This is a genomic window from Sandaracinobacteroides sayramensis (assembly GCF_022014495.1).
Classification (GTDB): Bacteria; Pseudomonadota; Alphaproteobacteria; order Sphingomonadales; family Sphingomonadaceae; genus Sandaracinobacteroides; species Sandaracinobacteroides sayramense.
On sequence record NZ_JAKLSQ010000035.1, the window covers coordinates 1 to 22044 of the forward strand.

Sequence of the window (22044 nt, forward strand, 5' to 3'; positions counted from 1 at the left end):
GGGTCCAGCTTTTCTTTCGGCAAGACGGTGGAGGCGGAAAGCTGGACCCCGGCTCAAGCCCGGGGCGACGGAGGTGGGGGGAACGGCCGCCGGCTCGCCATGCATTGACCGGCTTCGTCTCGCTCCCTATCTCTGCGCGGCGAGGCCACGTCCTCCCCCTTCGCGCACGCCGAGGGCTCAGGTCCGGGACGGCCCGGCAGCTTTGTTCTGGAAGGAAGCTGCCATGGCATGGATCGTTCTCGTGATCGCCGGACTGCTGGAAATCGTCTGGGCCTTTTCCATGAAGCAGTCGGAAGGCTTCACCCGCCTCTGGCCCTCCGTCGTCACCATCGGCGCGATGTTCGTGAGCTTCGGCCTCCTGTCCTGGTCGATGCGCACCCTGCCGCTGGGCACCGCCTACACGGTCTGGACCGGGATCGGCGCGGTGGGCGCCTTCCTGGTGGGGATCGTGGTGCTGGGGGAATCCGCCAATGCGATGCGGATCCTGGCCGCCGCCCTCATCGTCGCCGGGCTGGCGCTGATGAAGCTGTCCTCGCCGGGCTGACGCCCCGGCGGAAAGCTGACGCTCAGGCGGAAAGGGGCGGCCCCCGTCAGAGCCCCGGTTCAGAGGAAGCGCGCCACCACGTCGCGGTAGCTGCGGCTGACCTTCACCGTCGCGCCGGACGCCAGCGTCAGGAAGCATTCGCCGTTGGTGTGGGGCTTCACCTGCCGCACATTGTCGAGGTTGACGATGGTCGAGCGATGGACGCGCTGGAACTTGCGCGGGTCCAGCCGGCGCTCCAGATCCTTCATCGTCTCGCGCAGGATCAGAGTCTGGTCGGCGGTGGTCAGGCACATATAGTCGCCGGCGGCGTCGATCTTCTCGATCGTGTCCACGTCCACGCGGAAGATCTGCCCCTGGTCCTTCACATTGATGATCTTCTCGAAGCGGTCGGCCGCCGGCTCGGGCGCGGGGGCGAGCGTCGAGACGCTGGCCGGGTCCACCTCGGCGAGCTTCGCGGCCAGGCGCTCGGCTTCCTCGCACATGCGCTTTTCCTGCAGCCGCAGGCGCACCCGCTCGATCGTCTGGGCGAGGCGCTCCGGCTCCACCGGCTTCATCAGATAGTCCACCGCCTGCGCCTCGAAGGCGCGGATGGCGTGGTCGGAATAGGCGGTCACGAAGACGAACAGCGGCGGGGTGATGTCGGCCAGCGCCGAAACGACGGAGAAGCCGTCGAAACCGGGCATCTGCACGTCCAGGAACACCAGATCGGGCTTTTCGGTGCGGATGGCGCGGATCGCCTCGCGGCCGTTCATGGCCTTGCCGACGATTTCGATGTCGGCAAAGGGCTTCAGCCGCAGTTCCAGGCCCTGGACGGCCAGCGGCTCGTCGTCGACGAGGAGCGTTCGGATAGTCATGTCAAAACCTCATAACCAGCCCCTGCCAACACGTCCGGCTGGGCCGCATCGGCCGAAGAAACGAATTGCAGGGGAATCTCTATGCGCACGAGAACACCCGGCCCTTTCGCCTTCCCGGCTTGAACGAGGGGTGAATTGCCGTTCGGCTGGATCTCGAAGCTGTGGTCGTCGCCATAGGCCTGCACCAGCCGCTCGCGGATGTTGGTGAGGCCGACGCCGGTGCCTTCGGGCGTCGGCCGGCTGTCCCCCACCCCCGGCCCGGTGTCGGCGACCATCAGCTCCAGCCGGTCGCCCAGCCGGCGGGCGGTGACCCAGATATCGGCCCCTTCCTCCAGCGGCGTCACGGCATATTTCACCGCATTCTCCACAAGCGGCTGCAGCAGCAGCGAGGGGATGCGGGCGTTCGTCACGTCGGAGGCGATGTCGAAACGGGTGCGCAGCCGCTCCTCGAAGCGGGTGCGCTCGATCTCCAGATAGAGTTTCAGCGCCTGCATCTCCTGCGCAACCGTCGCCTGCCCCTCGCGCTCGCCCACCAAGCTGTAGCGCAGGAACGACGACAGGCGCGACAGCATGGTGTTCGCCTTTTCCGTCTCGGCCAGAAGCACCAGCGTGCTGATCGAGTTCAGCGTGTTGAAGAGGAAATGCGGGTTGATCTGGTAGCGCAGCATCTCCAGCTGCGCGCTGCTCGCCTGCGCGGCCATGCGCTCGAACCGCTCGGCCTGCGCGTCCAGCAGCAGATAGTAGTTGATGCCGTAGTAAAGGCCGGTCCAGGCGCCCAGCACGGCGAGCGTCAGCAGGATGGCGCCGAAGAATTCGATGCCCTGCGGCTGCCAGCCGGGCTCGTAGAAGGTGGCGTGCGCCCAGACCTCGATCGCCGAGAACAGCACCGAGCCGACCACCAGGATGATGACGGAGAGGCTCCACACCCAGACCGGCTTCATGCGGATGACGGCGCGATAGGCCCAGCCCATCAGCAGGGTGATGGAAAAGCCGGTGATGGCGATGAGGATGGTGGGGAGGATGAAGCTGATCCCCATCCGGTTGGCGAGGCCGCCGAGCGAGCGCAGCAGGAAATATCCGGTCCAGCCGACGATCTGCAGCGTCCAGAAGGCGCGGTTCTTGTCGGCGAAGAAGCCCCTGGGGGCGCTCGCCGGCGTATTCGCGGCAGGAGGAGCGGCTTTGGCCATGCGACCGAATCTAGGCATGGGCGCCGCCCAGTCCAAGGCCCAGTCCAAGGCCAAGGATCGCCTGCCAGCCCGCCGTATCCCCGGGGCCGCCCGCTGTCTTGATGAGGCGTTCGCCTTCCAGCATGGCGGAAAGCGCCCGGCGGATGCGCGCCATCGGCCATTGCGGCAGGGCGGCGGCCAGCAGGTCCTGCTCGCGGAAAGGGTAGACCGGCGGGCGCAGGCCCTTGACGGCGCTGCGCGGGTCGGCGCCGGACTCCATCGCCGCGCGGGCTTCGGCCATCTGCACCAGCCGCCGCGCCATGGCGCGCAGCGCCGGGATGGCGCTGCCGTCCGCCAGCAGGCGCAACTGCCGCTCCACCGCGCGCCGGTCGGCCGCAACCACGGCGGAAACCAGCGCCGCCATATCCTCCTCGGCGCTGTCGGCGCCCAGCGCCGCCACATGCGCCCGCTCCAGCCGCTTCGGCTCCCCGGGCGAGGAATCGAGATAGAGGGCGTATTTGTCGAGTTCGGAGGCGAGAATGCCGGTATCCCCGTCCGAAGTCGCCAGCAGCCGCTCGGCGACCGCGCCGTCGAGGCGAAGCCCGCGCTCCTGCGCTTCGCGCGCCAGCCAGTTGGCGAGGTCGCGGCCCTCCAGCGGATAGGAGATGAGGGCGAGCGCCAGCGGCGACTCCTCGGCGAGCTTGCGCAGGCCGCTCGCCTTCGTCAGTTCGCCGGCCAGCATCACCACCGGATTGCCGGCGACAGGCGCCGCCAGCAGCAGCCGCACCGCCTCCTGCGCCGCTTCCCCCGCTCCGGTCACGCGGATGACCCGCCGGCCGCCGAACATGGAGACGGAGGCCGCCTCGTCCGCCAGCCGGCCGGGGTCGGAGCGCAACTCGTCGCCGGAAAGCTCGGTGACGGACATCGGATCCTCGCGGTCGCCCAGCGCGTTGAGCGCCGCGCCCGCCGCCTCGCGGGTGCCGGATTCGTCCGGGCCGGCCAGCAGCAACAGCCGCACATCCGGGTTCCACCGCGACAGATGCCGCGGCAGCTCCCCTCGCTTCAGAACCGCCATTGCACCGTCATGGCTGCGCGGCCCCGGCGGCGGCGCTGCGCCCGTAAAGCGCCAGCCGGGCGACGATCTGGTCGGCTATGTCCAGCGAAAGCCGCTCCAGCGCCGTTTCCTCGGCCGCGATCACCGCATATTCCGACGAGACGACATCGATTCCGGCGTCGGCCGCGGCCGTGGTGTCCAGCAGCAGCCTGTCGGTGCCGATATCCACCAGCCGGTAGCGGGCGCGCAGCGTGCGGCGTTCGCGGATGATCGAATTGTCGCCGCGCACGCCGAAGCCGATGATATTGTCGTCCAGCACCACATCCAGCCGGTAGCGGGGGGATTCTGCCTTCGGCAGCCGCGACAGCAGGCGGTCGCGCACCAGGAAACCCGCCTTGTCGGGAATCGGCGTGACTTCGACGGCGCCCAGCAGGCCCATCGCCTCGCCCTGCTGCCCGCCGGTATAGACCGGCTGCAGGCCGCAGCCGGCCAGCAGGAAGGCAAGGGCGAGAAGCAGCGCGCGCATCAGACGACGATGTTCACCAGGCGGTCGGGAACCACAATGATCTTTTTCGGCGTGGCGCCGTCCAGCAGTTGCGCGATGCGCGGCAGCGCCAGCACGGCGGCTTCCGCCCCCGCCTTGTCCAGGCCCTTCGCCAGCGTCGCCTTGTCCCGCATCTTGCCGTTCACCTGCACGGCATAGGTGACTTCCGCGTCCACCAGCAGCGCCGGATCGGCGACCGGCCAGGGCGCGTCGGCGATGAGGCCGGTTTCGCCCAGCAGCGCCCAGGCCTCCTCGGCGATGTGCGGCACCATCGGCGCCACCAGCCGCAGCAGCGTCTTCGCCGCCTCGGCGCGCGCCGGGCCGGGCTTCGCCTTCTCGATGGCGTTCGCCAGTTCGTAAGCGCGGGCGACGGCCTTGTTGAATTGCAGCCGGTCGATGTCGTGGGTGATGCCGTCGACCGCCTTGTGCAACTGGCGTGTCAGCGCTTCGTCCGCCGCGTCGCCATTTTCCCGCGCCAGCAGGGCGATTCGCCACAGGCGCTGCACGAAGCGCGAAGCGCCCTCGATCCCGGCCAGAGACCAGGCGAGGTCGCGCTCGGGCGGGCTGTCGGAGAGCATGAACCAGCGCACCGCGTCGGCGCCGTAGCGGTCGAGAATGGAGTCGGGATCGACGACATTCTTCTTCGACTTCGACATCTTCTCGCTGCGGCCAAGCTCCACCGGCCGGCCGTTCGCCACTTCCACCAGCCCCTCGCCGCGCTTTTCCACCGCGCCCGGCTCCAGCCACTGGCCTTCCGCCGACTTGTAGGTCTCGTGCGTCACCATGCCCTGCGTGAAGAGGCCGCGGAAAGGCTCCTTCACCGCGATTTTCCCGATGCTTGCCAGCGCGCGGGTGAAGAAGCGGCTGTAGAGCAGGTGCAGGATCGCATGCTCCACCCCGCCGATATATTGCGCCACCGGCAGCCAGGATTCGGCTTCCGCCGCATCGAACGGCCGGTCCGCCGGCTGGCTGGCGAAGCGGATGAAATACCAGCTCGAATCGACGAAGGTGTCGAGCGTGTCCGTCTCCCGCCGGGCGGGCGCGCCGCATTTCGGGCAATCGACCTGCTTCCAGGTCGGATGCCGGTCGAGGGGGTTTCCGGGCCGGTCGAAGCTCACATCGTCCGGCAGCTTCACCGGCAGGTCGGCCTTGGGCACCGGCTGCGGGCCGCAGGCCTCGCAATGGATGATGGGGATGGGCGTCCCCCAGTAACGCTGGCGGGAAACCCCCCAGTCGCGCAGGCGGAACACGGTGGTGCCCTTGCCCCAGCCCGCCTGTTCGGCGCGGCGGATGACTTCGGCCTTGGCGGCTTCCACTTCCAGGCCGTTCAGGAAGGCGGAATTGATGAGGCGGCCGGGGCCGGTATAGGCCTCGTCGCCGATCGGCGCTTCATCCTCGCCCTCAGGCGCGACGACGCGCGGCACCGGCAGCAGATATTTGCGCGCGAAATCGAGGTCGCGCTGGTCGTGCGCCGGGCAGCCGAAGACCGCGCCGGTGCCATATTCCATCAGCACGAAATTGGCGATGAACACCGGCAGCCGCCGCTCCGGCTCGAGCGGGTGGACGACGGAAAGCCCGGTGTCGAAACCCTTCTTCTCGGCGGTTTCCAGTTCGGCCGCCGCCGTGCCGGTTCCCCGGCAGTCGGCGATGAAGGCCGCCGCTTCGGGGTTTCCGGCCGCCACCGCCTGCGCCAGAGGATGGTCTATGGCGATGGCCGCGAAGCTGGCGCCGAACATCGTGTCCGGGCGGGTGGTGAACACTTCGAAACTGGCCGGCACCCCGGCCGGCGGGCTTTCCACTTCGAAGGTGAAGCGCAGCCCCTGGGACTTGCCGATCCAGTTCTCCTGCATCAGCCGGACCTTTTCCGGCCACTGCTCCAGCGTCGCCAGATCGGCCGCCAGCTCCTCGGCGAAGGCGGTGATGCGGAAGAACCATTGCGTCAGCTTGCGCCGTTCCACCAGCGCGCCGGAGCGCCAGCCGCGCCCGTCGATCACCTGCTCGTTCGCGAGCACGGTGTTGTCGACCGGGTCCCAGTTCACCCAGGCGTCGCGGCGGTCGACGAGGCCGGCTTGCATGAGGTCCAGGAACAGCGCCTGCTCATGGCCGTAATAGGCCGGGTCGCAGGTGGCGAATTCCCGGCTCCAGTCGATGGCGAGGCCCAGCCGCTTCAACTGCGCGCGCATGGTGGCGATATTCTGCCAGGTCCATTCCCCCGGATGCACCTTGCGCTCCATGGCGGCGTTTTCCGCCGGCATGCCGAAGGCGTCCCAGCCCATCGGGTGCAGCACGGCATAGCCCTGCATCCGCCGGGCGCGGGCCAGCACGTCGCCCATGGTGTAGTTGCGCACATGCCCCATGTGGATGCGCCCCGAGGGATAGGGGAACATCTCCAGCACCATGGTGCGCGGACGGCCGGGGCTCAGGTCCGCATCGCGGTCGGCGCGGAAGGATTGCGCCTCCTCCCAGCGGGCCTGCCAGCGGCTGTCCGCCGCCTGCGAATCGAAGCGGCTGTCCGCCGCAGGCGAATCGAAGCGGCTGTCGTCGGTTTCCTGGGTCATGTCCGGCGGTCTGATACTCAGTTGCGGGCGAGCGAGGCCTGGCGAAGGGCGCGCGCCTTTTCCAGGATGATTTCCTCCAGCCGCTGCACCGTTCCGGCGCGGACCGGGGCGGCCACCCAGCGGCCGTTTTCCAGCACCTCGCGCTGGGCCGACACCTGCACCGCGTCGGCGCGGAGCGCGCCGTCCAGGATCGCCACCGTCACCTTCGCCCGTTCGTTCGGGACGGCGGGGTTCTGATACCAGTCGCCGATGATGACGCCGCCGGACGAATCCACCTGCGCCAGCGGCATGAACTGCATGGTCTCCAGCGCGGCGCGCCACAGATAGGCGTTGACGCCGATGGTGGTCACCGAACTCTGCGCCGAGACGGCCTGCGGCTTGCTCTTGCCGCCGCAGCCGGCGAGCGCGAGGCCGGCCGCCATCACGGCCAGCGGAAGCGACAGGCGGCACGGCACGCGCCTCGTCTTGAAAATAGCGTCGGTCAATCCAGGCTCCACATGACATAGGGCTGCGTTCGCCGGAACCGGCAGGCCGCGCCAAAGCTCGGCCATACAGGCGGGCGGCGGGGCAACGCAACTGCCGCCGCGCGGCAGACCTTGCCGCCCGCTGCAAAACCGGGGATGAACGGCCGGCCGCGCCAGCGCTTTTTGTTCATGTGGGGGCAAGCGCATGTGGGCGAAAAGCCACATCGACCCGCAATAGGGCGGGAAAGCGTAAAAATCTTGGCGTCCAGGTGCGACAGGGCGTGGGATTCCATCGTCGGATGAGCTAACAGCTGAACATCATGCGCCAGAAGCCCGAGTCCCGTCTGCTGCTTGCAGCCCCGCTTGCGGGGATCGCCTTGCTGTGGGCCGGTTCCGCGCTGGCGACGCCGGCGACGAAGGCGCGCCCGCAGGCGCAAGTCACGGCCGAAGGCGAGGTTGTGGGTTTCCGCGTGAAATCGCAACAGCTTGCGATCACGCCGATCAACCTCGACGTTTCCAAATTCGCCTTCACCGCCCCCGGCCGCGTGGCGTCCAGCCGGGTGCAGACGGTGGAGCGCGGCTTCAGCTTCACGCCTTCGCGGGCGGCGAAGAACGGCGTTTCCCTCGGCATGACGACGCGGGCGGTCACCACCCCCGCGCCGGAGCGGACGGCGGCCATCGATTCGGGAATCCAGCCCAGCGGCTATAATTTCGACCTGTCGGTCGGCTACAAGGGCTTCGCCGTTTCCGGCGGCATGAGCCGGGTGGACAGCGGGCTGGGCGGCCAGAGCCGCGAGGGCGTGGACGTGGGCCTGGGCTATGGCACCCGGACATGGCGGGCCGGCGTGCAGGCGACGGCCGAGCGCGAGACGGGTTACATGATGCCGCGCGCCGCCAACCCCGATCCGCTCTACTCGGTGGAAGCGCGTGGCGCGCTGGCGCTGTCGCCGCAGATTTCGCTGGGCGGCAGCCTGCGCTACCGCCAGGCGCCGCAACACCCGACGCCGCTGGATCCGAACAAGGACGACCGCGCGGTGATGCTGGGCGGCGCGGTCGCCTTCTAAGGCGGCCCAAACCCTCCCGCAGGCGGCGACCTTCGGGAAAGCCCGCCGCTGCAATTTCCTTTCCCGGCCGCAGCCGAATCCGAAGCAGGTTTGTAACGCTCGGCGCCTATCCGCGAGCGATTATCTGCTCTTGAGGAGAATGAAGAATGCAGGCACGGTTGGCGGTGGTCGGTTTCTGTCTGGCTGCGGTGCTGGCGGGGTGCCAGAAAAGCAGCCCGCAGGCGGAAGCGGAACCGGCAACCGGCGAGACTGTGGCGGAAACCAGCGCCGATCCGGCCCCGGCCGCCGCCGCGACACCTTCCGGACTGCAGGCGAAAGACGGCACGGCGGTGCCGCTCGTCGCGTTCGAAATCGCCAGCGTGCCGGTCAGCCAGCAGGCGCTGGGCGCGCTGCCCTTCTTCTCGCTGCCCGAAGGCTATGCCCCGCGCAACCGGCCGAAGCAGCGCGCCTATGCCCGCTTCCCCTTCCGGCTGGGCGACGGCGTGCACTGGGTGGAAGGGCCAAGCTGGTCGGCCACGATCGACATCGCCGGCGACGCGCGCGACAGGAAGCAGTTCTCCGCGCTGGAGTTGCAGCGCAACCTCGAAACCGTGCTGATGCAGGCAGGCGCGAAGCGGGTGTTCGAAGGGCCGCTGAAACGCGACATCTATTATGGCCCGCAGCTTGAGGACGAGATCGGCGGCGCCTTCATCGATGCCGTCAACATGCACGCCGATGCGCCGACCCAGGTCTTCGTGATCCGCCAGCCGGACCGCAACATCTGGGTCCAGCTTTCCGACGACCGCTCCAGCGCCGGGCTGGTGGTGATGGAGGAGCGGCCGTTCGTGGCCACCTCCCGCTGGTCGGGCGAGTTCCCGCACCTGACCCTGCCCAAGGGCTATGCCCCGCGCAACGCCGCCATCCGCCGCGACTTCGACATGTTCCCCTTCTGGACGGGCAAGGGCTTCGAAGAAGTGGAAGGCAAGATCCACGCGGCCGATTTCGGCGCCGGCGAGCAGAATTATTCGATGCACGAGGTGCGGCGGAACCTGGAAGCGATGATGGCGGAAGCCGGCGGCAAGCTCGTCTTCAGCGGACGGATTCCGAAGGAGCAGGCGCAGGGCATCGGCGAGGCGGTGAAACGCAGCTATGGCCAGGCGGCCGGCTACAGCTGGGACAATTTCGACAGCGAGGTCTATCGCGTGGACCTGCCGGACGGCCGCGAGCTGTGGGTGTTCGCCCGGCTCGAATATATGAGCGCCGGCTGGGTGGTCGCCGAGCGCAAGGCGCTGGCGCAGACGGCGGCGCTGCTTCCGGCCGAGGCGCTGAAGAAGAAGCTGGACTCCGACGGCCGGGTGACGATCGACGTGCATTTCGCGGTGGACAAGGCCGACATCCTGCCGGACTCGCAGCCGCAGATCGCCCAGGTGCTGGCGCTGCTGAAAAGCGACCCCGGCCTGAAGCTCGCGATCGAGGGCCATACCGACGACAGCGGCACGCCGGCGCACAACCGCAGCCTGTCCGAGGCGCGCGCCCGATCGGTGCAGGCGGCGCTGACCTCTCAGGGGATCGCCGCCTCGCGGCTCTCCGCCGCCGGCTTCGGGCAGGATCGCCCCGTCGCCGCCAACGACAGCGACGCGGGCCGGGCGAAGAACCGCCGGGTGGAACTGGTGAAGCGCTGACGGATGCGGGGCGTCCGGCTCAGTCCAGCCGGATGCCCTGTTCCGCGGCCAGCGCCGTCAATTCCCGCCGGATATCGATTCCGGGGGTGTCCAGCCAGCCTTCCATCTTCGCGCGCAGCGGCGCCAGCTCGGTCGAGCGCACCATCGCCTTCACCGGGCCGATGGCCGCCGGGGTGATCGACAGCCGGTCCACCCCCAGCGCCAGCAGCGCCAGCGATTCCAGCGGCCGCCCCCCCATTTCCCCGCAGACGCTGACGGGAATGTCCGCCGCCCTCGCCTGGCGGATCACCATCTGCACGAAGCGCAGCAGGCTCCTCGCCAGCCAGTCGTAGCGGTCGGCCAGCTTCGGATGCCCGCGGTCAGCCGCCAGCAGGAACTGCGTCAGGTCGTTGGTGCCGATCGAAAGGAAATCCAGCCGCGGCAGAAGCTCGTCCAGAACCATCGCCAGCGCCGGCACTTCCAGCATCGCGCCATAGCGCACCTCGGCCGCCTGCGGCACGCCGGCCGCCAGAAGCTTGCGCCGCCGCTCCTCGACGATGGCGCGGGCCGCTTCATATTCCCAAGGCTCGGAGACCATGGGGAACATCAGGTTCAGCGTGCGCCCGGCCGCCGCTTCCAGCAATGCATTGGCCTGCGCCGCCAGCAGCACCGAGCGGGACAGCGCCAGCCGGATGGCGCGCCAGCCCATGGCGGGATTCTCCTCGCGCTCGCCGCGCGCCTCCACATAGGGCACGGCCTTGTCGCCGCCGATGTCGACGGTGCGGAAGATCACCGGCCGGTCGCCGGCCGCCCGCAGCACGTCGCGGTAGAGCGCCACCTGCTGCCCCTTGCGCGGCAGCGTCGCGGAAATCAGGAACTGGAATTCGGTGCGGAACAGGCCGATTCCGTCGGCGTTGGTGATGTCGAGCGCCGGCAGGTCGGCGCGCAGGCCGGCGTTCATCATCAGCTGGATCCGCATCCCGTCGCGGGTGACGGCGGGCAGGTCCTTCAACTGGTCGAACTCGGCCTGCTTGCGGGCGTTGAGCGCGGTCTGCGCCTCGAAGCTGTCGATCACCGCCTGCGGCGGCCGCACGAAGAGGGCGCCGGCGCCGGCGTCCAGCAGCAGCGGGTCGCCTTCCACCACCTGCCCGCGCAGGTCCTTCGCCCGCCCCAGCACCGGCACGCCCATGGCGCGGGCGAGGATGGTGACGTGCGAGGTGAGCGAGCCTTCCTCCAGCGCCACGCCCTTCAGATGCGCGCGGTCATATTCCAGCAGCTCGGCCGGCCCCAGGTTGCGGGCGATCAGGATCGAGGGCTCGGTCAAGCCGCGCTTCGCCGCCGTGCCGGACTGGCCCGACACCACCCGGATCAGCCGGTTCGAGAGATCCTCCAGATCGTGCAGCCGCTCGCGCAGATAGGGGTCGGTCGCCGAGCCGAGCTTGATCTTCTGCGCCTGCGCCACGGCCTCGATCGCCGCTTCCGCCGTCAGCCCGCCGTCGATGCCATCGTGGATACGCCGCGCCCAGCCCTCGTCCAGCGCGAACATCTTGTAGGTTTCCAATATGTCGTCATGGTCGCCCGGCCCGGCGAATTCCGCGCGGCTGACCATCTGGTCGATATCCTCGCGCAGCCGCGCAAACGCCGCCTTCAGCCGGGCGCGCTCCTCGTCGGTATCCTTGGCGACGGTGTTGGTGATGACGATTCGCGGCTCGTGGTACACGGCGACTCCGCGCGCCATCCCGTCCACCAGCTTCAGCCCGCCGATCCGGACCGGCGAGGTGTCGCGCGGGCCCTTGGGCGCCACGTCCTGCGCGTCGACGAGGCCGGCGGCGGCGATCAGCTCGGCCAGCACCATGGCCACCGTCTGCAGCGCCTCTATCTCCTCTTCGGCGTAATCGCGCGGCTGCACATGCTGCACCGCCAGCACCCCCACCGAGCGTTCGCGGCGGATGATCGGCACGCCGGCGAAGCTGTGGAAGCGCTCTTCGCCGGTTTCCGGGCGATAGGCGAAGCGCGGGTGGGCGCTGGCCTCGGCCAGGTTCAGCGGCGCCCGGCTTTCGGCGATGGTGCCGACAAGGCCCTGCCCCAGCGCCAGCCGGGTGACGTGGACGGCCTGCTGCTTCAGGCCGCGCGTGGCGAACAGCTCCAGCATGCCGTCGCGCAGCAGATAGATGGAGGCGACTTCCGATTCGAGGGCGCCGGCGATCAGCGCCGCCACCTGGTCCAGCTTCGCCTGCGTGGAGATCCGCGCCGCCATCACATTGTGAAGGCGCCGCAGAAGCTCGCGCGCGGCGGTTCCGGCCGGCATCAGGCCGCTTCCGGCTCCGGCGCGCGCCGCTTCGCCAGCGCGGCTTCCGCCTGTTCCACCAGAGCGTCGAGGATCGCCTGCACCGGCTCCTCGGCGGTCACCATGCCGACCGACTGGCCCGCCATCAGCGAGCCAGTCTCGATATCGCCGTCGATCACCGCGCGGCGCAGGGCGCCCGCCCAGTAATGCTCGATCTCCAGCTGGGCGGCGGGCAGTTCGATTTCGCCGCGCGCCAGTTGCCCGGAGACTTCGCGCTGCTTCTGCATGAAGGCCTCGCTGCCCGCATTCTTCAGGGCGCGCACCGGGATCACCGGCAGCTTCGGATCGAACTGCACCGAGGCGACGGCGTCGCGCGCCGCGCCGCGGATGAAGGCTTTCTTGAAAGCGGGGTGGGCGATGGATTCGGCGGAAGCGGCGAAGCGGGTGCCGATCTGCACGCCGGACGCGCCCATCTCCACCAGCCCGGCGATCGCCTCGCCCCGGCCGATTCCGCCGGCGGCGAAAATGGTGGCGTCGGGCAGGGCGGGCAGGATTTCCTGCACCAGCACCGAAAGGCTGACCGGGCCGATATGGCCGCCGGCCTCCGAGCCCTCGATCACCAGCGCGTCCGTGCCGGAGCGCAGCAGCTTCTTCGCCAGCGCCAGATTGGGGGCGAAAGCGATCAGCCTGGCGAAACCGGTGATGGCGGCGACCGCCGGCCCCGGCGGGATCCCGCCGGCCAGCACCACATGGCTGACGCCGGCCGCGCGGCAGACGCCGATCAGCTCCATCAGCTGCGGGTGCATGGTGATGAGGTTCACGCCGAAGGGCTTCGCCGTCAGCGCCTGGGTGGCGGCGATCTCCGCTTCCAGCAGGGCGGGCGTCATCGCCCCGCAGGCGATCACCCCGAAGCCGCCGGCGTTGGAAATGGCGGAAACCAGATGCCGTTCCGACACCCAGCTCATGGCGCCGGCCATGATGGCGTGGCGCGTGCCCAGGAAGGCCCGGCCGCGGCTGGTCAGCGCGTCGAGATGCGGCGTTGCGCTCACGCGGCGGCGTCCAGCCCATAAGCGGTGTGAAGCACGCGCACGGCCAGTTCCAGATATTCCTCGGCGATCAGCACCGAGACCTTGATCTCGGAAGTGGTGATGGCGAGCACGTTGATTCCCCGGTCGGCGAGCGCCCGGAACATGGTGACGGCGACTCCGGCATGGCTCTTCATGCCGACTCCCACCACCGAGATCTTCACCACCGTGTCGTCCGTCACCAGCCGCTGATAGCCGATATCGCCGGCATGCGCTTCCAGCACCGCGCGCGCGCGCGCCAGTTCCGTGCGCGGCACGGTGAAGGTCACGTCGGTCGCTTCCTCGTTGGCGATGTTCTGCACGATCATGTCGACGTTGATGTTGGCGTCGGCCAGCGGGCCGAAGATGGCGGCGACGATTCCCGGCCGGTCCGGCACGGCGGCGATCGTCACCTTGGCTTCGTTGCGGTCGTAGGCGACGCCCGCGATCAGTTCCTGTTCCACGACTTCATCCTCGTCTACGACCATGGTGCCGGGCGCGTCCGAGAAGCTGGACAGCACCTGCACGCGGACCTTTTCCTTCATCGCCAGCTCGACCGAGCGCGTCTGCAGCACCTTGGCGCCGACGGAGGCCAGTTCCAGCATTTCCTCATATGTGATCTTGCCCAGCTTGCGGGCGCGCGGCACGATTCGCGGATCGGTGGTGAACACCCCTTCCACATCGGTGTAGATGTCGCAGCGGTCGGCCTTCAGCGCCGCCGCCACGGCGACGGCCGAAGTGTCGGAGCCGCCGCGCCCCAGCGTCGTCACCCGCCCGTCCGCCGCCAGCCCCTGGAAGCCGGGAATGACGGCGACTTCGCCGGATTGCATGGCGGCCTTCAGCGCGCCGGTGTCCACGTCCTGGATGCGGGCCTTGCCATGGCCTTCGCTGGTGGAGATCGGCAATTGCCAGCCGAGCCAGCTCCGCGCCCGGACCCCGATGGACTGCAGGGTGATCGCCAGCAGCCCCGACGTCACCTGCTCGCCCGAGGCGACGACGACATCATATTCCGCCGGATCGGCGAGCGCCGACGCCTCGCGGCAGAAGCCGACCAGCCGGTCGGTCTCCCCCGCCATGGCGGAAACCACGACCGCCACCTGGTTGCCCGCCTCCACCTCGCGTTTGACGCGCGCCGCCACGCCGCGGATCCGCTCGATCCCGGCCATGGAGGTGCCGCCGAATTTCATGACGATAAATGCCATAGGTCTGCCGAAAGCCTGAATTTCTGTTCTTGTTGCCGGCTGCTTTAGGGACGGGGCCGGTTCTTGACAACTTGGGGGTCCGACAAAAGCCGGCTTTACAGGGCGCATCCGCCGATGATACCAGCCGCTTCGTCATGAAAGCGGCCCGCGCCCTCCTTCTGCTTCGACTTACGCGCCCTTAGGCGCGTAGCTGCTGGCCTGTGGGCGGGCCATGCGATCAGCGCGTCTAAGGGGAAAACCGCCGAGCCCCTTCCGGACATGATGAGCCGGACAGAAGATTTCGCGACAAAAGGCTTTCCAAGACCATGGCCAACCAGATCCTGATTTTCGACACCACGCTGCGCGACGGCGAGCAATCGCCCGGCTGCTCGATGAACCTCGAGGAGAAATTGCGCGTCGCCGCCCAGCTCGAAGCGCTCGGCGTGGACATCATCGAGGCAGGCTTCGCCATCGCCTCCGAAGGCGATTTCGAAGCGGTGCAGGCGGTCGCCCGCCAGTGCGAGCGCGCGGTCGTCGCCAGCCTCGCCCGCGCGGCGCGGGCCGACATCGAACGCGCCGCCGCCGCCCTGAAAGAGGCGAAGCGCCCGCGAATCCACACCTTCATCGCCACCTCGCCGCTGCACATGAAGGTGAAGCTGAACAAGGAGCCGGAAGCGGTTCTGGAATCCATCCGCGAATCGGTCGGGCTGGCGCGCAATCTGGTGCCGGATGTGGAATGGTCGGCGGAGGACGCCACCCGCTCCGATCCCGAATTCCTGGCCCGCGCCATCGAAACCGCGATCAACGCCGGCGCCACCACCATCAACCTGCCCGACACCGTGGGCTACGCCACGCCGGAAACCTATGGCGCCATGTTCCGCGACATGATCGGGCGGGTGCCGAACGCCGACAAGGCGGTCTTCTCCACCCATTGCCACAACGATCTGGGGCTGGCCGTCGCCAACACGCTCGCCGCCGTGGCGGCAGGCGCGGGGCAGGTGGAATCGACCATCAACGGCATCGGCGAGCGCGCCGGCAACGCCGCGGTCGAGGAAATCGCCATGGCGCTGAAGGTGCGGCACGATGTGCTGCCCTACCGCACCGGAATCGTCTCGACCGAGATCACCCGCGCCTCGCGGCTGATCTCGGCGGTGACCGGAATGCATGTGCAGCCGAACAAGGCGATCGTCGGCGCCAACGCCTTCGCGCACGAGAGCGGCATCCACCAGGATGGCATGCTGAAGGACAGCAGCACCTACGAGATCATGACGCCCGAATCGGTCGGCCAGTCCCACTCCTCGCTGGTGCTGGGCAAGCACTCCGGCCGCGCCGCCTTCAAGGACAAGCTGGAAAGCCTCGGCTACCAGCTGTCCGACAACGAGTTCCAGGACGCCTTCCAGCGCTTCAAGGCGCTGGCCGACGCCAAGAAGCAGGTGTTCGACGAGGATATCGTCGCGCTGGTGGACGACGAGATCTGGCGCGGCCACGACCGAATCCAGGTGACGGAAGTGGAAGTCTATTGCGGCTCGGCCGGGCCGCAGCGGGCGATCCTGACGCTTTCCATCGACGGCGAGGAGGCGACCGCCGCCACCAAGGGCACCGGCCCGGTGGACGCGCTCTTCAACGCGGTGAGGAAGCTGGTGCCGCACGAGGAGGCGACGCTGGAACTCTATCAGGTGTCGGCGGTGACGGCCGGGACCGATGCGCAGGCGGAAGTCAGCGTGGTGCTGGCGGAGAATGGCCGCACCGTGCGCGGCGTCGGCACCCACAACGACACGCTGGTGGCGAGCGCGCGGGCCTATGTGAACGCGCTCAACAAGCTGGTGGTGAAGCGCGGCCGCTCGGCGCTCGCGGCCTGACCTTGGGCACTTCCCCCTCCCGCCAGCGGGAGGGGGGTTTTGCCGTCTCAGGCAGCTTTCGCCTTGCACTTGGTGGGTGCCATCATCCCCACCGTCAGTTCCAGCTCGTCGCCCTTGCCGCGAATGGCGGTCTGGCCGTTGGTGTAATGGAAGCCGGAGGCGACCGGCTCGCCGTTCAGCTCCACATTCTGGCCGCCGCGCACCAGCACGGCGATTCCCTGATCGGGGAAGAAGCGCACTTCGATCGTTTCCCCATTGTCGCAGGCGAAGCCGGTGCGCGACTGCTTCGTCGGCGGCACGCCGGCGTCGGCCGCGGCCTTCTCCACCTCGGCCTTCTGCGCGGCGGTGCTGTGGTCGGCCGGCAGGTCGGCGCCGACGACTCCGGCTTCCGGCACGGCGATATCGGGAACATCGCTCGCCGGCACTTCCATGTCCGGCGTCTCGACGGCCGGGGCCTCGGCCGGCGTTTCCGCCGGCTTGTTGCAGGCGGCCAGCAGCGCGGCGGCGGCAAGCCCGCCCAAAAGGGTGATCTTCATGCTGTTCGCTCTCCTCAGGCCTTGCGGCAGTTCAGGATTCCAACGTCCGGCGTGGCGATCTGCAACTGGTCGCCATTGCCCATGATCTGCGTGCTGCCGTCGCTGTAGACCCAGCCCGAGCGCGTCGGCTGGCGTTCCAGCACGCGCACCTCGCCCTTGAAGCGAAGCTCGGCGGTCGGCCCGGTGCCGCTGAAGACCACGGTCGCCGGAACGCCGGCGGCGCAGACATAGTTGAACTCCCCCATCATCCGCGCGTCCAGCGTGTTGCCGGAACCGGGCGTCTGCGAGGTGGAGCAGGCGGTAAGCGCCATGAGGCCGCTGGCGAGAAGGATTGCGCGCGCCATGGCTCAGGCCGCCGTGCAGTTGGCGGCGGCCATGTTGCCGACCGTCATCGTCAGGCGCATGCGGTCTTCCTGCACGCGCAGCACCGTGTGCGGGCCGGTGTAGGTGAAGCCCGGCGGGGTTGACTGCTGCTGCAGCTCGGTGTTCTGCCCGCCCCGGTTCAGGGAAGCGACGCCCTGCTGCGGGAAGTAGCGCACGCTGATCTGCTCGCCGTTGGTGCAGTTGTAGCTGACGCGCAGCTCCGCCGGCGCCGGCGGCGGTCCGGGCGGTGGAGGCGGCGGCACCTGGCCGCTGCCGCCGCCCTGCGACTGGCAGGAGAAGGGCGCCATGAAGCCGATGCTGACGTCGATGCTGCTGCGATCGGCGTTGGTCGTCACGGTCGTCTGCCCGCCCTGATAGGTGGGCGGGGAGCTGGTGATGCGGTTCAGTTCCGTATTCTGCCCGCCGCGCACCAGCACGGCGGTTCCCTGCTGGTCGAAGAAGCGCACGGCGAGCTGCTCGCCATTGGTGCAGCGGTAATTGACCAGAAGCCCTTGCGACGGGCGCGTCGTCGGGGTCGAGGTGCTGGCGCAGGCCGCCAGCAGGGTTGCACTAGCCAGCAACGGAACGAGAATCTTCATTTATGTCACTCCTCCCAGAACAACATGGGCCAGAACAGCACAGGCATCGCGCCGCTGCTCCGCGCCGTCAAGCGATTGCCCGACTTTTGCGACAGGAGGATTGCGGAAGATCAAGCGGAAGATCAATCAGCGGCGATGGAAAAGCCGCTCCAGATCGGCCTTGGTCAGCCGGAGGAAGGTGGGGCGGCCATGGTTGCAGGTGCCGCTGGCCGGAACCGCCTCCATCTGCCGCAGCAGCGCGTTCATCTCGGCGAGGTTCAGCGCCCGCCCGGCGCGGACGCTGCCATGGCAGGCGATGGTGGCCGCCACATGCTCCAGCCGGTCGGACAGGCTTTGCGGCCCCTGGCCTTCCCCCAGCTCGTCGGCCAGGTCCTGGAGGAGCGGCTTCAGCGCCGGGCTTCCCAACGCCGCCGGGACGCTGCGCACCAGCACCGAATCCGCGCCGAAACGCTCCACCTCCAGCCCCAGTTCCGCCAGCAGCGCGGCGGCGGCTTCCAGCCGATCGCAGGCAATGGGATCAAGCGTGACCGCTTCCGGGATCAGCAGCGGCTGCGACAGGATTCCCGGCCCGGCCCGGCCGCGCATCGCTTCCAGCACCAGCCGCTCATGCGCGGCGTGCTGGTCCACCAGCACCAGCGCATCCGCCGTTTCGGCAACGATATAGGCGTTCGCCACCTGCCCGCGCGCCACGCCCAGCGGAAATTGCACCGGTGCAATTTCCGCTGGGCCGCTGGCGGCCTGCGCCAGCGGCGCATCGGGTGCGCGGCCCAGCGGCACCCATAGCGGCGCAGCCTCCGCCAGCCGGGGGGCGAGCGGCAGGGCGGCATGAACCGGCGGCGCGGCGGGAACGGCCGGGCGCAGCGCTTCGGCCAGCAGGTTGCTGGCGGCCGCCACCGGGCGGATTCCGGCCGCCTCCAGCGACTGGCGCACCGCCGAGATCAGACTGCCGCGAATCCGCGCCGGGTCGCGGAAGCGCACCTCCGTCTTCGCCGGGTGCACATTCACATCCACCTCGGTCTGCGGTAATTCCACGAACAGCGCCGCCAGCGCATGGCGCCCGACCGGAAGCCGCTCGGCGTAAGCGCCGCGCAGCGCGCCGACCAGTTGCCGGTCCTTCACCGGGCGGCCGTTCACGAACAGATATTGCTGCTCGGACGTGGCGCGGCTGGCCGCCGGCAGCCCGGCGAGGCCGCCGATCGACAGATCGTCGCGCCGGAAATCCACCGGCACCGTGTCCGCCCCGTCGGGCAGCAGCGCCGCCACGCGCCGCGCCAGCCCCTGCACACCGGGCGCGCTTTCGGCCGGCACGTCCAGCAGGCGGCGGCCGTCGTGCAGCAGGCGGAAGGCGGTTCCGGGGTGCGCCATCGCCAGCCGGCGCAGGGCATCCGCCACGGCCGCCACTTCGGTGCGGGCGGCCTTCAGGAACTTGGCGCGGGCTGGCACGCGGGCGAACAGGCCCTCGACGGTGATTCGCGTACCCGGCGGCACCCCGGCCGGGCCGTCGAACAGCAGCTCGCCCCCGTCCAGCAGCAGCTTCCAGCCGGTGTCCGCGCCGGCGGTGCGGCTTTCCAGCGTGAAGCGCGAGACCGAGGCGATCGCCGGCAGCGCCTCGCCGCGAAAGCCGAAGCTGTCGATCGCCAGCAGGTCGTCGCCCGGCAGCTTGGAGGTGGCGTGGCGCTCGATCGCCAGGCGCATGTCGTCAGCGGACATGCCATGGCCGTCGTCGATCACCTGCAGCCGGCTGGTGCCATCGCCCGCCAGATGCACCTCGATTCGCCGGGCGCCGGCGTCGAGGCTGTTCTCCACCAGCTCCTTCACCACGCTCGCCGGCCGCTCCACCACTTCGCCGGCGGCGATGCGGTCGACCAGATGGCTGGGAAGGCGGCGGATGGGCATGGTGCCAACCGTCTGTCGCACTTGTCGGGCGGCCCATGCAAGAGGCGCCGTGCGGCGGGCGGCGAAAGACGATTCGAGGCCTCCGGCGGCCCTTGCGCGTGGAACTGTGACAGCCTATGCGAATGAACCATCCGCAAACGGGCCTGAACCGGCGCCCTGCGCGGCCTTTTTCCCCGAGTTCAAGGAGGATGCGCCCGGCTTCCGGGCTCCCTTCCGAAAAGCCGCAAGGGGCGACAGGTCGACCAGGCGCCGGGCCGGCCCGGCGCGCGGAGCACAGCAGCGACATGTCGCACGCCCCGTCCGGGGGCGCGCCCCAGACAAGGTTTGAAGCCCCCCGTGAATTTCTTCAGCCGCCTCTTCGGTTTCCTCAGCCAGGACATGGCCATCGACCTTGGAACCGCTAACACGCTCGTCTATGTCCGCGGGCGCGGGATCGTCCTCAACGAGCCCTCCGTCGTCGCCTTCGAGACGATCAACGGCCGCCGCCAGGTGAAAGCGGTCGGCAACGACGCCAAGCTGATGATGGGCAAGACCCCCGGCAACGTCGAGGCGATCCGGCCGATGCGCGACGGCGTCATCGCCGACATCGAGGTCGCCGAGGACATGATCAAATATTTCATCGACAAGGTGCACGGCAAATCCACCTGGCTGCCGCGCGGCCCGGAAATCGTCATCTGCGTGCCCTCCGGCTCCACCCCGGTCGAGCGCCGCGCCATCCGCGACGCGGCGATCAACGCCCACGCCTCGCAGGTGCATCTGATCCTGGAGCCGATGGCGGCGGCGATCGGCGCCGGCATGCCGGTCACCGAGCCGGTCGGCTCGATGGTGGTCGACATCGGCGGCGGCACCACGGAAGTCGCGGTGCTGTCGCTGCGCGGCCTCGCCTACACCACCAGCGTTCGCGTTGGCGGCGACAAGATGGACGAGGCGATCGTCAACTATGTGCGCCGCAACCACAATCTGCTGATCGGCGACGCCACGGCCGAGCGGATCAAGAAGGACATCGGCACCGCGCTGCCGCCGCCGGACGGAATCGGCCAGACGATCGAGATCAAGGGCCGCGACCTGGTGAACGGCGTGCCGAAGGAAATCACCATCAACCAGGGGCAGGTGGCGGACGCGCTGTCCGAGCCGGTCTCGCAGATCATCGAATCCGTGCGGCTGGCGCTGGAGAACACCGCGCCGGAACTGGCCGCCGACATCGTCGATCAGGGCATCGTGCTGACGGGCGGCGGGGCGCTGCTCGGCGGGCTGGACGAGGCGCTGCGGCAGGCGACCGGCCTTCCGGTCACCGTCGCCGAGGATCCGCTTTCCTGCGTGGCGCTGGGCACCGGCCGGGCGCTGGAAGACCCGCATTATCGCGGCGTGCTGATGGGGGCCTGAGGGCTTTCCCCGCAGCATGGCCCAGAAGCCCAAGCCCTCCCGCTTCCGCCCCAGCCGGCGCAGCAGCTTCGCCCGGCGGGACAGCAATCTCGCGCTTCTGGGGGCGCTGTTCGCCGGCATCGTCCTGGCGTTCGCGCTGCTGCTGCTGCTGGCGCAGCGGGTGAACCCCGAGCTGGGCTCGCGCCTGCGCGGGGCGACCGCGGATGCGCTCACGCCGCTCATCTCCATCGCCCGGGCGCCGGTGGAAGCCGGGCGGCGCCTCGGCGACGTGGTGCGCGACCATTTCGGCGTGGTGGAGCGCAACCGCCGGCTGCGGGCGGAATTGCAGGCGGCCAACCGCAAGGCCGGGCAGGCCGATCTGCTGGCGGCGGAAGTCGAGCGGCTGGAAGCGCTGATTTCCCTGAAACGCCCGGAGCGGCGGGTGGTGGCGAGCGCCATCGCCTCGGCCAATTCCGCGAGCGCCGGGCAGCGCGCCGCCATCCTCAGCGCCGGCCTGTCGGACGGGGTGCAGCCGCGCATGCCGGTGATCGCCGCCGGCGGGCTTGCCGGCCGGGTGACGGATGTGGGCGCGACCGCCGCGCGCATGATGCTGCTGACCGATGGCAACAGCCGCGTTCCGGTGAAGGTGCTCCGCACCGGCTGGACCGGGCTCGCCGTCGGCAACGGCGGCACGCTGCTGGAATTCCAGTATGACGTCGCCTCCGGCTCCGACAGCATCCGCGTCGGCGACCGGCTGGTGACGAGCGGCGACGGCGGCCTCTATCCGCCCGGCGTTCCCGTCGCCGTCCTCATCGACACTGAGGCCAACCCGCCGCGCGCCCGCCCGCTCGCCAATCCGACGGGCCTCGGCGCGGTGATGGTGGAGGCGCCCTGGCTGCCGCCCCCCAGCTTCATATCGGCCCCGCAGGCTACGGCCGAGCCCGACTTGGCCGTGGCGCCTGCCGCGGTTGCGCCCCTCGCCGCACCGGGCGCCGGCGGTGCCGCCGCT

Annotated in this window: 19 protein-coding genes; 6 read left to right on the plus strand and 13 right to left on the minus strand. The window is 69.3% G+C overall.

Annotated features, from left to right (window positions below; genetic code table 11):
- The first annotated feature begins 223 nt into the window (after positions 1–223).
- Positions 224–544 carry a quaternary ammonium compound efflux SMR transporter SugE gene (gene sugE / locus L6Q21_RS17770; RefSeq protein ID WP_237832099.1) on the plus strand — a complete coding sequence of 107 codons (321 nt, stop codon included), beginning with the start codon at positions 224–226 and terminating at the stop codon, positions 542–544.
- Between the two features lie 59 nt (positions 545–603).
- On the opposite strand, the gene L6Q21_RS17775 is transcribed toward sugE, so the two are convergent.
- The 6 genes from L6Q21_RS17775 to L6Q21_RS17800 are packed head-to-tail and all read right to left on the minus strand — an operon-like array spanning position 604 to position 7142.
- Positions 604–1398 (minus strand): LytR/AlgR family response regulator transcription factor, encoded by a 795-nt coding sequence (locus L6Q21_RS17775; RefSeq protein WP_237832100.1) that lies wholly within the window; start codon positions 1396–1398, stop codon positions 604–606.
- On the minus strand, positions 1395–2585 hold the full coding sequence (locus L6Q21_RS17780; RefSeq protein ID WP_237832101.1) for a sensor histidine kinase: 1191 nt from the start codon (positions 2583–2585) through the stop codon (positions 1395–1397). The genes L6Q21_RS17775 and L6Q21_RS17780 overlap by 4 nt, the downstream gene beginning before the upstream one ends.
- 10 nt (positions 2586–2595) lie before the next feature.
- Positions 2596–3639 carry a DNA polymerase III subunit delta gene (holA, locus tag L6Q21_RS17785; protein WP_237832102.1) on the minus strand — a complete coding sequence of 348 codons (1044 nt, stop codon included), beginning with the start codon at positions 3637–3639 and terminating at the stop codon, positions 2596–2598.
- A gap of 7 nt (positions 3640–3646) precedes the next feature.
- Positions 3647–4144: an LPS assembly lipoprotein LptE gene (gene lptE / locus L6Q21_RS17790; RefSeq protein ID WP_237832103.1), complete on the minus strand. Its 498-nt coding sequence runs from the start codon at positions 4142–4144 to the stop codon at positions 3647–3649.
- Positions 4144–6720, minus strand: coding sequence for a leucine--tRNA ligase (leuS, locus tag L6Q21_RS17795; protein WP_237832104.1), 2577 nt, complete (start codon positions 6718–6720; stop codon positions 4144–4146). Before leuS ends, lptE begins: the two co-directional genes overlap by 1 nt.
- A gap of 17 nt (positions 6721–6737) precedes the next feature.
- Entirely contained in the window at positions 6738–7142 is a 405-nt protein-coding gene (locus L6Q21_RS17800; protein WP_237832115.1) for a DUF3576 domain-containing protein, read from the minus strand.
- A 362-nt stretch (positions 7143–7504) separates the two neighbouring features.
- On the opposite strand from L6Q21_RS17800, the gene L6Q21_RS17805 reads away from it, so the two are divergent.
- Positions 7505–8248, plus strand: a complete 744-nt coding sequence (locus L6Q21_RS17805) for a hypothetical protein (protein WP_237832105.1) — start codon at positions 7505–7507, stop codon at positions 8246–8248.
- A 146-nt stretch (positions 8249–8394) separates the two neighbouring features.
- Positions 8395–9909: an OmpA family protein gene (locus L6Q21_RS17810; RefSeq protein WP_237832106.1), complete on the plus strand. Its 1515-nt coding sequence runs from the start codon at positions 8395–8397 to the stop codon at positions 9907–9909.
- Between the two features lie 19 nt (positions 9910–9928).
- Here the strand turns inward: L6Q21_RS17810 and ptsP are convergent, their stop codons facing one another.
- The 3 genes from ptsP to L6Q21_RS17825 are packed head-to-tail and all read right to left on the minus strand — an operon-like array spanning position 9929 to position 14441.
- Positions 9929–12196 carry a phosphoenolpyruvate--protein phosphotransferase gene (gene ptsP, locus L6Q21_RS17815; RefSeq protein WP_237832107.1) on the minus strand — a complete coding sequence of 756 codons (2268 nt, stop codon included), beginning with the start codon at positions 12194–12196 and terminating at the stop codon, positions 9929–9931.
- Positions 12196–13224 carry an NAD(P)H-dependent flavin oxidoreductase gene (locus L6Q21_RS17820; RefSeq protein WP_237832108.1) on the minus strand — a complete coding sequence of 343 codons (1029 nt, stop codon included), beginning with the start codon at positions 13222–13224 and terminating at the stop codon, positions 12196–12198. The genes ptsP and L6Q21_RS17820 overlap by 1 nt, the downstream gene beginning before the upstream one ends.
- Positions 13221–14441 (minus strand): aspartate kinase, encoded by a 1221-nt coding sequence (locus tag L6Q21_RS17825; protein WP_237832109.1) that lies wholly within the window; start codon positions 14439–14441, stop codon positions 13221–13223. The genes L6Q21_RS17820 and L6Q21_RS17825 overlap by 4 nt, the downstream gene beginning before the upstream one ends.
- A gap of 305 nt (positions 14442–14746) precedes the next feature.
- Between L6Q21_RS17825 and L6Q21_RS17830 the strand changes: the two genes are divergently transcribed.
- On the plus strand, positions 14747–16279 hold the full coding sequence (locus tag L6Q21_RS17830) for a 2-isopropylmalate synthase (protein ID WP_237832110.1): 1533 nt from the start codon (positions 14747–14749) through the stop codon (positions 16277–16279).
- Positions 16280–16326: 47 nt separating this feature from the next.
- On the opposite strand, the gene L6Q21_RS17835 is transcribed toward L6Q21_RS17830, so the two are convergent.
- The 4 genes from L6Q21_RS17835 to mutL form a co-directional block, all read right to left on the minus strand.
- Positions 16327–16815 carry an MliC family protein gene (locus tag L6Q21_RS17835; protein ID WP_237832111.1) on the minus strand — a complete coding sequence of 163 codons (489 nt, stop codon included), beginning with the start codon at positions 16813–16815 and terminating at the stop codon, positions 16327–16329.
- A 14-nt stretch (positions 16816–16829) separates the two neighbouring features.
- Entirely contained in the window at positions 16830–17159 is a 330-nt protein-coding gene (locus L6Q21_RS17840; RefSeq protein WP_237832112.1) for an MliC family protein, read from the minus strand.
- A 3-nt stretch (positions 17160–17162) separates the two neighbouring features.
- Positions 17163–17777 (minus strand): MliC family protein, encoded by a 615-nt coding sequence (locus L6Q21_RS17845; RefSeq protein ID WP_237832113.1) that lies wholly within the window; start codon positions 17775–17777, stop codon positions 17163–17165.
- Between the two features lie 126 nt (positions 17778–17903).
- Positions 17904–19673 (minus strand): DNA mismatch repair endonuclease MutL, encoded by a 1770-nt coding sequence (gene mutL / locus L6Q21_RS17850; RefSeq protein ID WP_237832116.1) that lies wholly within the window; start codon positions 19671–19673, stop codon positions 17904–17906.
- Between the two features lie 336 nt (positions 19674–20009).
- Between mutL and L6Q21_RS17855 the strand changes: the two genes are divergently transcribed.
- Together L6Q21_RS17855 and mreC are read left to right on the plus strand one after the other, a co-directional pair.
- Positions 20010–21056 carry a rod shape-determining protein gene (locus tag L6Q21_RS17855; RefSeq protein WP_336246257.1) on the plus strand — a complete coding sequence of 349 codons (1047 nt, stop codon included), beginning with the start codon at positions 20010–20012 and terminating at the stop codon, positions 21054–21056.
- Between the two features lie 16 nt (positions 21057–21072).
- On the plus strand, positions 21073–22044 hold a 972-nt coding region (mreC, locus tag L6Q21_RS17860), incomplete at its 3' end, for a rod shape-determining protein MreC (protein ID WP_237832114.1).

Excerpts from the sequence above, each read along its gene's own strand:
- sugE (WP_237832099.1), top strand. The coding sequence starts at position 224 with ATGGCATGGATCGTTCTCGTGATCGCCGGACTGCTGGAAATCGTCTGG.
- ptsP (WP_237832107.1), bottom strand. The coding sequence starts at position 12,196 with ATGCCGGCCGGAACCGCCGCGCGCGAGCTTCTGCGGCGCCTTCACAAT.
- L6Q21_RS17835 (WP_237832111.1), bottom strand. The coding sequence starts at position 16,815 with ATGAAGATCACCCTTTTGGGCGGGCTTGCCGCCGCCGCGCTGCTGGCC.
- holA (WP_237832102.1), bottom strand. The coding sequence starts at position 3,639 with ATGGCGGTTCTGAAGCGAGGGGAGCTGCCGCGGCATCTGTCGCGGTGG.
- L6Q21_RS17810 (WP_237832106.1), top strand. The coding sequence starts at position 8,395 with ATGCAGGCACGGTTGGCGGTGGTCGGTTTCTGTCTGGCTGCGGTGCTG.
- leuS (WP_237832104.1), bottom strand. The coding sequence starts at position 6,720 with ATGACCCAGGAAACCGACGACAGCCGCTTCGATTCGCCTGCGGCGGAC.
- L6Q21_RS17825 (WP_237832109.1), bottom strand. The coding sequence starts at position 14,441 with ATGGCATTTATCGTCATGAAATTCGGCGGCACCTCCATGGCCGGGATC.
- L6Q21_RS17805 (WP_237832105.1), top strand. The coding sequence starts at position 7,505 with ATGCGCCAGAAGCCCGAGTCCCGTCTGCTGCTTGCAGCCCCGCTTGCG.
- L6Q21_RS17780 (WP_237832101.1), bottom strand. The coding sequence starts at position 2,585 with ATGGCCAAAGCCGCTCCTCCTGCCGCGAATACGCCGGCGAGCGCCCCC.
- L6Q21_RS17840 (WP_237832112.1), bottom strand. The coding sequence starts at position 17,159 with ATGGCGCGCGCAATCCTTCTCGCCAGCGGCCTCATGGCGCTTACCGCC.
- L6Q21_RS17845 (WP_237832113.1), bottom strand. The coding sequence starts at position 17,777 with ATGAAGATTCTCGTTCCGTTGCTGGCTAGTGCAACCCTGCTGGCGGCC.
- lptE (WP_237832103.1), bottom strand. The coding sequence starts at position 4,144 with ATGCGCGCGCTGCTTCTCGCCCTTGCCTTCCTGCTGGCCGGCTGCGGC.
- mutL (WP_237832116.1), bottom strand. The coding sequence starts at position 19,673 with ATGCCCATCCGCCGCCTTCCCAGCCATCTGGTCGACCGCATCGCCGCC.
- L6Q21_RS17830 (WP_237832110.1), top strand. The coding sequence starts at position 14,747 with ATGGCCAACCAGATCCTGATTTTCGACACCACGCTGCGCGACGGCGAG.
- L6Q21_RS17800 (WP_237832115.1), bottom strand. The coding sequence starts at position 7,142 with ATGGCGGCCGGCCTCGCGCTCGCCGGCTGCGGCGGCAAGAGCAAGCCG.
- L6Q21_RS17775 (WP_237832100.1), bottom strand. The coding sequence starts at position 1,398 with ATGACTATCCGAACGCTCCTCGTCGACGACGAGCCGCTGGCCGTCCAG.